Genomic DNA, 10,317 nt, shown 5'->3' with positions numbered 1-10,317 from the left:
GGCTTACGTCATCACTGTAGCCGCAGGTACAGCAGCTGGTACTTATGCTTTCCAAAACATCGGTGGCACTGTAGGTACAGTTGACGCAACTGACTTTATCGTTAAAATCACTGGCGCAGGTTCCATCGTCGCTGGCGACTTCATCGCTTAATTCAGTAAGCAATGCAGGAAAATGGGTAGCTTGCTACCCATGCAGCAGGGAGAGAACATCCTCCCTGTTGTCAGAAAATAAAAAACCCACCTCTGCAAAGCGGTGGGTTTTTTTATAGGCTGCTTGTGCGACTGAATAATGATGACTGACAGTTAAAGATTTACCACAAAAATTTGTGATTCGTGACAAGTATTTGTGAGCATGCAAGCGAGAAATCTTGTATCTCTATTTTCACCCACTTGCGTAATGACCATGAAAAAACTGAGTCGGAATGATCCCTGCACTTGTGGCAGTGGGAAGAAGTACAAGCAGTGTTGCATGGCTGCCGATGAGGCTGCGCATGCGTCTGCAGAAAAGCAAAAGCTAGCAACGCAAAACCAGCTTGCCAGTTGGTTGGAGCAAGGCCTCGCAATGCACCGAGGTGGGCAGCTTGATGTTGCCAGGAAATTTTATCAACAGATACTGGAGGTGCATCCTGCGCATGCAGATGCCCAGCATTTATTCGGAGTGACTGCTCACCAGCAAGGAGATCATGCACAGGCGATACACTACATTCAAATCTCATTGAAGAACAATCCAAGCAATTTCTTTGCTTATAACAATCTGGGTTCCTCTCTGCGTGAATCCGGTCAGTTGCTTGAGGCTTTGCAGTGTTTTCAGCAAGCATGTGCACTCAAGACTGACTATGCGGAGGCACATAGCAACATAGGCAATGTGTACAAGGACATGGGAAAGTCAGATGAAGCAATACTGGCCTACAGACATGCGGCAACTCTCAATCCTGCACTGGCAGAACCCTGGAATAATCTTGCATTGATTTATCAAAAGCGCAAGGAGCTGGAAACGGCCATACAATGCGCAGAGCATGCCGCTGCCTTGCAGCCCAGTCTGGCGGAGATTCATAATACCCTGGGCAATATATATAAAGATGCAGGCCAAAATGCGCAGGCAATAAGCAGTTATCAACGCGCCATTGCATTGGATCCACAATTGGGGAATGCCCTACATTTCATCAATGTGTTAAGTGGGCAGAACAGTGCGCAAGCACCCGTGACTTATGTCAGCAAGGTGTTTGACGATTATGCCGATCGTTTTGACCAGCATTTGCAAGAGGTGCTTGAATATCAGATTCCCCAGAGGATAGGCAAAGAACTCAGACGGTTACGGACAGCCAATACAAAAGCATGGCGCATCCTGGATCTCGGTTGCGGCACAGGCCTGGTGGCGAAAGAGTTGGCACCGCTGGCGGTGCAACTGGTTGGTGTCGATTTGTCAGAAAAGATGTTGCTTAAAGCGCAGGCAAGGCAGTTGTATCACAGGTTGATCAAGGCTGATCTACTCAGTGCGTGTGTACAGGAAACTAACGCCAGTTATGAAGTGGTCACTGCTGCCGATGTATTTGTTTATCTTGGGCAACTTGATGGGATTATTCCCCAAGTCCAACGCTTGCTGGTAGCAGAGGGCTTGTTTGCATTTTCTGTCGAAGTTTCTGACGAGGTGCAAACGCAAGAACCAACTAGCCAGGGTTACACTCTGCGCAGCAGTGGCCGCTATGCACATCAATTAAGCTATCTGGGCGAGTTGGCATCACAACATGGTTTTGCCATTCTGCAATGTCTGCCACAAACTATCAGGATGGAAAACCTCCAAGCCATACCAGGGTATTTGCTGATCTGGCGCAAGTTGACTTAAGTGCGTATAAGCCTCAGGCAGGTCTGGGTAGGTGAGCGATGTCCTTACCGCACTCTCTGCTGCTGAAAAAAGCGCCATCGCTTAAACCTGCTGATACAATACTGCACTTGATTTTGACTGAAATGCCTATATTTCAATGTGAGTAGTCGTGTTCCGGTCAAATACTGATAGACGATTTAATGCCATCTAAGCCTGGCGCTTAACCCATGCCATCAATGGAAATGGGCTTTTTCTAGTTATTGGAGTTTTACTATGTTTCAAAATGCTCAAACCCTGGACAAGAACCTGCATGGCTCTTTGCGCTTTCAACCAGCACCAGATTTTGCCTTCGCCCGTGCGCTGACTACAGCTCCTCTGGCACCAACAGAGATCCCGGAAGCCGCAGAATGCTATCCTATCCTGTTCACAAAATCCGGCTTGTTGAATGCAATCGCTGTGCTGGGCTTGAGAGAGCGCAATGTATTCCTGAATGACAAAAACGAATGGACTGACACCTATGTGCCAGTACATGTACGCCGCTATCCTTTCATTCTGGGCCGCATCGGTGACACGGATGAATACCTGTTGGCAGCCGATATGGATGCCCCACAGTTCAACACCGAACAAGGCGAACCGGTGTTTACTGACAAGGCAGAATTCAACCCGCATTTTGCCAAAGTGGTGGAACTGCTGAACAGCTATGAAAAGAACCTGCGCGAAGGCCGTGTCATCCTCAATGAGCTGGAAACAGCAGGCGTTCTGGTAGCAAAAGACCTCAATTTCCGTGAAGGAAATGAAGTACACCTGATCGGTGGCTTCCGCATTGTAGACCGTGAAAAAGTGTTGGCGCTGGACGATGCTACACTGGCGCGCTGGGTACGTAGTGGTTTGATGAGTCTGCTGGAATTGCACTGGGCTTCTTTCCGCCATCTGCCTAAAGTTGCTTTGGCATCCTCCCGTCCTGACCAGGTGCAATAATCTGTCATTGACGCGCATTGGCATGTGAATAGAAAATGGGGCTGTTATGCCCCATTTTCTTTTTGACTCAAACTTAAGGTGAAACTTTGAAATTACTACACGTAGGCTGCGGCCCACAAAGCAAGTCTGGAACGACACCCTATTTTCAGTCCAATGACTGGCAGGAAATACGCTTTGATATTGATCCTTCCGTCAAGCCAGACATACAGGGGACGCTGACGGATATGAGCGCCGTACAATCCGGTTCTATTGATGCAGTGTTTTCTTCGCACAACATTGAGCATCTTTATCCGCATGAAGTACCTGTCGCACTAAAAGAAATTTTGCGTGTACTAAAGGACGATGGCATCTTTGTGGTCACCTGTCCTGACTTGCAATCTGTCTGCAAACTGGTTGCTGAAGATAAGTTGCTGGAACCGGCATATATTTCGCCAGCCGGCCCGATATCACCTTTGGATATACTCTATGGTCATCGTCCAGCGATGGAAAAGGGCAATTTGTATATGGCACATCGTTGTGGTTTTACACAAAAAGTGTTGATGAACACCTTGGCCGAAGCAGGTTTTCAAACGGTCGTTGCGGCATCCAGGCCGTCAGCGTTTGATTTGTGGGCAGTAGGCAGCAAAAACAAAAGATCTGCCGAAGAAGTGCAAAATCTGGTGCTTGCGCAATTGAAATAATGCTGAGTGGTGCAGAATGCATAAAAAGAAAACGCAAGCCCAGCCTGTGCTCACGAAGTCGGGCAACAGCGTAAACAGTGGCATTCAAGCCGCGCAGTTGTTACAAAAAGCACTGGCCTTGCATCAAGGTGGACAATTGCCTGAAGCAGAGGCAATTTATCTGCAGATACTGGCAATCAATGCCAGACACTTTGAAGCCTTGCAATTTCTTGGCATGATCAAGCGTAGCCAAGGCGAATTGCAGCAATCTCTGGATTTGCTGACTCAGGCGGCGTCGATCAACCCCGCTCATACCATCATCCATGCATCAATTGGCAATGTCTTGCTTGATCTGGAGCGCCATACAGAGGCCATTTCCAGTTATGACCGCTTTTTACTATCCATGCCAGATTTTGCCGAGACGCTCAATAACAAGGCAAATGCATTAAGCGCCTTGGGGCGGGAGGCTGAGGCCCTGGCTTGTTATGCACGGGCCCTTGACAAGCAGCCAGACTTCCCGGATGCCTACTTTAATCGCGGCAATCTGCATATGGATATGGGCCAGTATGGGCTGGCTTTACTTGATTACGAACAAGTGCTGAAGACTAATCCCGGGCATTTCCAGGCATGGAATAATCGCGGCAATGCACTATTGAAGCTGGAAAGACTGCAGGAAGCGTTCCAAAGTTATCAGCAGGGCTTGAGTATTGCGCCAGATAATGCAGAATTGCATGCTTGCCTGGCCAATATCTACAAAATCACAGGTCATCTGAATGAGTCAGTCGAGCATTATTCTAAAGTACTGGCACTGACGACGACTGGTTTTCCACGGCAAAATGCGGCCCTGCAACTGGCCATACTGCACTATGTCTTTGGTAACCCTGCCAATGTTGAAGCCTTGCTGCATGTGGCAAAAGAGATGCTTGGGAATGTGCAGATCAAAGACAAGGGGTCTTTGATTTACTGTGTCTTCATGCTGAAAATACAACTTTGGTGGCAGTCTTTCAGGCAGCAGTCAGCAATTCCACAGGCGCAAGGCATGCTGTATGTTATTGGTGAAAGCCACATGTTATCGGCACATAATCTGGTGCTCGCTTATCATGACCAGCATTTGCAATGCAAAGGCTTGTGGATAGAGGGATGCACGCAATGGCGTATAGGCCATGCCAGCACCAATCATTACCAGCAAGCACTGATTAACTACTTGCAGGCCATTCCACCAGTGTCGTCGGTGTTGATTACCATCGGTGAAATTGATTGCCGCATTGATGGGGGCATATATAAGGCCAGCAAAAAATCCACCGAAATCAGCCTGGAGCAGCGCGTGCACAACACCGTGGCAGCTTACCTGAATTTTGTCGCCTCTCAGGCGCAAGCACGCAAGCTAAAGATGATTGTCAGCGGTGTGCCAGCCCATCATCTGGATGAGAGTGTCCATACGCAAGCAGAGTTGCAGCATTTTGGTCAGTTTTTGTCGCTGTTCAATACTCAGCTAAAACGACAAGCCCTGGAAATGGGCATGGATTTTCTTGATGTGTTCACCATGACAGACGGCGGGAACGGTAAATCCAATCAACAATGGCATATCGATGCCCATCATTTACGTCCTGACGGTATCATGCAGGCATTTGCTCATCATTTGATACCCTCCTAGTTGTGTTCAGAGCGGGGTATTTGCCTGCATCACCAGAACTGAATAACGTTTATACTGTTGCAATTCCATTTGCTCGTATTTCTTGCCAATTTGTACTATGAAAATCTTGTTCGTTCATCAAAATTTCCCCGGCCAGTTTGTGCATCTGGCACCGGCGCTGGCTGCGGATGCTGGCAATGAGGTGGTGGCGCTGAGCATGCAAAAGAAACCGCCTTCCCTCTGGAACGGTGTGAAGGTGTTTCCCTATCAGGTGGCGCGTGGCACGAGCGCCGACATCCATCCCTGGCTCGCGGACAGCGAGCCCAAGGTCATCCGTGGCGAAGCCGCCATGCGTGCAGCCCTGCAATTGCGCGAACAGGGCTTCGTGCCAGATGTCATCATTGCTCATCCGGGCTGGGGTGAAAGCCTGTTTTTGAAAACGGTCTGGCCCAAGGCCAAGTTGGGTATTTATGCGGAATTCTTTTATCACGCATCAGGTGCCGATGTTGGCTTTGACCCCGAATTTTCATCCGACAGCATAGAGCAAGCCTGCAAGATACATCTAAAGAATATCAATAATCTCTTGCACATAGAGTTGGCAGATGCCGCCATTTCGCCGACACACTGGCAGGCCAGTACTTTCCCCAGCGCTTTCCGCGAGCGTATCAGTGTGATTCATGATGGCATCAACACCGACATGATCGCCCCCAACCCTGGCATAGCACTGACTTTAGGTGATGGCCTGACGCTGACGCGCGATGATGAAGTCATCACCTTCGTCAACCGCAATCTTGAACCCTACCGTGGTTACCACATTTTCATGCGCGCATTGCCGCAGATACTGGCACAAAGGCCGAACGCAAGGGTATTGATCGTTGGTGGGGATGATGTCAGCTATGGTGCCAAGTCAGCCAGTGGCAAATCCTGGAAAGAGATTTTCCTCAGCGAAGTCAGTACACAATTGCCGGAAAGCGCCATGCAGCGCATTCATTTCCTTGGCAATATCCCTTACCAGCATTTCATTCCCTTGCTGCAATTATCGCGCGTTCATGTGTACCTGACCTACCCCTTTGTACTCTCCTGGAGCTTGCTTGAAGCCATGAGTGCGGGATGTGCCATCGTCGCCTCAAATACACGGCCCCTGCATGAAGCAATACGTCAGAATGAAACTGGCAGGCTGGTCGATTTCTTTGACGCAGCGGCTTTGACACAAGAGGTTTGTGATTTGCTTGATCAACCCGAAGAACGGCAACGTCTGGGTGAAAATGCCCGCCGTTTTGCCTGTGAATTCTATGACTTGCAAAAAGTATGTTTGCCTGCCCAACTGGAATGGGTACAAAGTCTGGCTGAAGACACAAAGTTTAACATTCAAAACGAGATATCTACTGAGTCAGTTGTAAACACAGTAGTAATTGAGTTAAAATAAATGTGTAGCCAGCAAGACCATTAAGAACTCGGCGCCCCGCAACGGATATTGTGGGGCGTTTTTTTTTGACTGGTATTCAGGTGCAATGTGCAGCAAACTATATCTGTTCGGGCAGATCCTGCAACTTGTCGCAATGAGTTGATGGGTGCAGCATGTCCCTTGTGTAAATGGTGTTCTCCATACCTATTTCAAGTGTGATTTACTTTGCTTGAGCACAAAATTCCCCGCTATTTTTTGCCAGAGAATAATTGCCATTTGAATAAAGCTCGTATTCACCAGATTTTAGAGTCAGTTAACATTTTGGGGAGTATGCAGAAAATGCCAGCAGCCTTGCAGCTAAAAAAGAATATTTTTTAACATACAGCCGGGAGTATCCAAAATCTGAGGGGATAGGCGCACGAAAGGCGTTTTAAAAGCGCAAAACTTGTGTTACGCTTTCGAAAAATGTGATGTACATCACATTTAATTGAGTTGTGAACAGGGATAATGCCGCCTTGCCCTAAATATGCAGATGAATTCTCTTACCAAGAGTGTATCCATTCAGCGGCCACCTTTTATATTGCGATGTTTTTAGCACTTCAGTGTGCAAAGAATACAAATGATCTCGAAATTAAAACTTCCACAAACTGAAATAGCACAGGTCTTGATGACCTTTAAAAGTGCCTTCAGAACCGTTGGCATATTCAGTGCCATCATTAACATGTTGATGTTAGCACCTTCCCTGTACATGTTGCAGGTTTACGATCGTGTTTTGCAAAGCCGCAACGAAATCACTTTGTTGATGTTGACATTGCTGATGTTGGGTGCCTACGCGCTGATGAGTGCGCTGGAATATATCCGCAGCTTCGTCCTGATCCGTCTCGGCGCCAAGCTTGATATGCAAATGAACAAGCGTATTTATACCGCTGCATTTGAACAAAATCTGAAGCGTGGTGGTGGCAATGCTGGCCAGGCATTGCAGGATCTGACGCAAATTCGCCAGTTCCTGACAGGCTCGGGTTTGTTTGCCTTCTTTGATGCCCCTTGGTTCCCAATCTACCTGGCAGTGATCTTCATGTTTGATACTTACCTGGGCTTGTTTGCTCTGGGCGCAGTGATCATCATGGTAGTGCTGGCCTACGCCAATGAAGTGGTTTCCAAAAAGCCTTTGACCGAAGCCAATACCATGGCCATTGTGTCCAGTAATCTGGCGACCAATAATCTGCGCAATGCGGAAGTCATTGAAGCCATGGGCATGTTGCCCAACTTGATGTCGCGCTGGTTCAAATTGCATGGCCGTTTCCTGCAATTGCAGGCAGAAGCAAGTGAAAAGTCAGGCGTTATCACGGCCATCAGTAAATTTGTGCGTGTCTCCGTTCAGTCTCTGGTGCTGGGTTTTGGCGCTTTGCTGGTGATCGAAGGCAAGATGACACCAGGTATGATGATTGCTGGTTCTATTTTGCTGGGTAAGGCAACCGGTCCTATCGACCAACTGATCGGTGTATGGAAACAATGGAGTACAGTCAAAGGTGCTTATGGCCGCCTGAATGAACTGTTGGCCAACAATCCACCGCGTGAAGCAGGCATGGACTTGCCTAAACCCCTGGGTGCCTTGTCGGTCGAAGGTGTGACTGCAGCGGCTCCAGGTTCTACCGTGGTAGTGCTCAAAGCATTGTCGATGGCATTGCAGCCAGGTGATGTGCTTGGTGTGATCGGCCCTTCAGGTTCTGGTAAATCAACACTGGCACGTTTGTTGGTAGGTGTCTGGCCTGCGGCCGTTGGCAAGGTGCGTCTGGATGGTGCTGACATTTATCAATGGAACAAAGACCAGCTCGGACCAAACATCGGTTACCTGCCACAAGACATAGAATTGTTTGGCGGTACCGTTGCAGAAAACATTGCCCGTTTTGGTGAAGTCGATTCCGAAAAAGTTATTCTGGCCGCCAAGCGTGCTGGCGTACATGAAATGATTCTGCATTTCCCGCAAGGTTATGACACCCGTCTGGGTGATGGTGGTGCGGGCTTGTCAGGCGGTCAGAAACAGCGTATCGGTCTGGCCCGCGCCATGTACGACGATCCTTCCCTGCTGGTACTCGATGAGCCAAACTCGAATCTCGATGATATCGGTGAACAAGCTTTGGTTATGGCAGTCAATGACTTGCGCCAGCGCGGCAAAACTATTGTCCTGATTACTCATCGCACGACTATTCTGGGTGCTACCACCAAGCTCTTGTTGTTACGCGATGGTGTGGCGCAGGCCTTTGGTCCGCGTGACCAGGTTTTGGCTGCCCTGAATCAGGCCAATCAACAGCAGATGCAACAAATGCAGCAAGCCCAGCAAGCAGCGGCGCAACAGGCGGCCCAGCAAGATCCGGCTCAGAATGGCCTGCAGTCGGCAGCTTCGGAGCCACCAGCAGATACACAGGCAAGAATTAATGCCGCAGCTGCAGAACAGGAAAAATCATGAAAAATGCATTGGTGAAAAAGGGTGATGTCACGGATGTGACTACCCACAACGTAGAAATACTGGAAGTCAACACAGACGCACGTGCTTATGCGCGCCTCGGCTGGATCATCATCGTGGTGGGGGTGTTTGGTTTCTTGCTGTGGGCATTTACTGCTGAGCTGGATAAGGGCGTGCCGATGAGCGGCAACGTCGCAGTTGCTTCCAGCCGCAAAGTCATCCAGCATCAAACAGGTGGTACGGTAGATGAAATCCTGGTCAAGGATGGTGATGTTGTTGCCGCAGGCCAGGTTTTGCTGAAGATGAATAATGTCAGTGCCAAGTCCGCGGCTGAAATCACCAGGGTGCAATTGTTCACTTCGCAGGCAGTGGAAGCCCGCTTGCTGGCTGAGCGGGCGAATGCCAAGTCCATCAGCTTTCCCAAGGAACTGGAACAGGCAAGGAATGATACCCGCGTCGCCAACACGATTTTGCTGCAACAGCAATTGTTCACGACACGCCAGATATCCATACAGAGTGAACTGGGTGCGGTGGATGAAAATATCGCCGGTTTGAAGTCGCAATTGAAGGGCCTGGAAGAATCCATGGTCAGCAAGAAGCAACAACAGCAATTCCTCAAGGAGCAGCTTGACGGTATGCGTGACCTGGCTAAAGAAGGCTATATCGCCCGCAATCGCTTGCTGGACCTGGAACGCACTTATGCCCAGGTGAACGGCAGCATTTCTGAAGACCTGGGCAACATGGGCCGCGTATCACGCCAGATCATGGAGCTGGGCTTGCGCAAATCTCAGCGGCAGCAAGACTATCAAAAAGAAATCCGCACACAATTGTCTGACACGCAAAAAGAAGCAGAAGCTTTGGAAAATCGCTTGACGGCACTGGATTTTGATTTGAATAACGTCATGGTAAAAGCGCCTGTTGCAGGCACTATCGTTGGCCTGAATGTATTCACCAAAGGTGCAGTTGTGCCTAGTGGTTTCAAGCTGATGGAACTGGTTCCTCAGGATGATGCCCTGATCGTGGAAGCCATGCTGCCAGTGAATCTGGTAGACAAGGTACATCCTGGCTTGAAAACCGAATTGATCTTCTCGGCATTCAACACCAATACCACACCGCATATACCAGGCATCATTACCCAGGTATCGGCTGACCGTACTCTGGATGAAAGAACTGGCCAGGCATTCTATAAAGTCCGCGCAGAAGTGGCACCTGAGGGCAAGAAAATGCTCGCCCATCTGCAAGTCCGTCCCGGTATGCCGGTTGAACTATTCGTCAGCACAGGTGGCCGCACCATGATGAACTACTTGCTGAAACCGATTATAGATCGCATGCATTCTGCAATGACTGAGGAGTAAT

General features: G+C 49.0%; 7 protein-coding genes. All 7 read left to right on the top strand.

Annotation, left to right across the window (positions count from 1 at the left end; all coding sequences use genetic code 11):
- Positions 1-352 precede the first annotated feature (352 nt).
- The 7 genes from Q8K39_RS21030 to Q8K39_RS21000 all read left to right on the top strand — a co-directional run bounded on the left by Q8K39_RS21030 (position 353) and on the right by Q8K39_RS21000 (position 10,316).
- A complete protein-coding gene (locus Q8K39_RS21030) occupies positions 353-1,843 on the top strand; it encodes a tetratricopeptide repeat protein (RefSeq protein WP_370868656.1) in 1,491 nt (496 codons plus the stop codon).
- Positions 1,844-2,095: 252 nt separating this feature from the next.
- Entirely contained in the window at positions 2,096-2,800 is a 705-nt protein-coding gene (locus Q8K39_RS21025; RefSeq protein WP_186955084.1) for a SapC family protein, read from the top strand.
- A gap of 86 nt (positions 2,801-2,886) precedes the next feature.
- Positions 2,887-3,480, top strand: coding sequence for a methyltransferase domain-containing protein (locus tag Q8K39_RS21020; protein WP_186955083.1), 594 nt, complete (start codon positions 2,887-2,889; stop codon positions 3,478-3,480).
- A 16-nt stretch (positions 3,481-3,496) separates the two neighbouring features.
- The gene (locus Q8K39_RS21015; RefSeq protein WP_305263155.1) at positions 3,497-5,113 is read left to right on the top strand and encodes a tetratricopeptide repeat protein; all 1,617 of its coding nucleotides are present in this window, start codon (positions 3,497-3,499) and stop codon (positions 5,111-5,113) included.
- A gap of 97 nt (positions 5,114-5,210) precedes the next feature.
- The gene (locus Q8K39_RS21010) at positions 5,211-6,518 is read left to right on the top strand and encodes a glycosyltransferase family 4 protein (RefSeq protein ID WP_305263154.1); all 1,308 of its coding nucleotides are present in this window, start codon (positions 5,211-5,213) and stop codon (positions 6,516-6,518) included.
- 598 nt (positions 6,519-7,116) lie between these two features.
- A complete protein-coding gene (locus Q8K39_RS21005; RefSeq protein WP_186955080.1) occupies positions 7,117-8,964 on the top strand; it encodes a type I secretion system permease/ATPase in 1,848 nt (615 codons plus the stop codon).
- A complete protein-coding gene (locus Q8K39_RS21000) occupies positions 8,961-10,316 on the top strand; it encodes an HlyD family type I secretion periplasmic adaptor subunit (protein ID WP_186955079.1) in 1,356 nt (451 codons plus the stop codon). Before Q8K39_RS21005 ends, Q8K39_RS21000 begins: the two co-directional genes overlap by 4 nt.
- Position 10,317: the final 1 nt, after the last annotated feature.

The organism is Undibacterium sp., from assembly GCF_030683615.1.
Classification (GTDB): Bacteria; Pseudomonadota; Gammaproteobacteria; order Burkholderiales; family Burkholderiaceae_D; genus Undibacterium; species Undibacterium umbellatum.
This window is presented reverse-complemented; position numbering and strand designations above follow the sequence as displayed.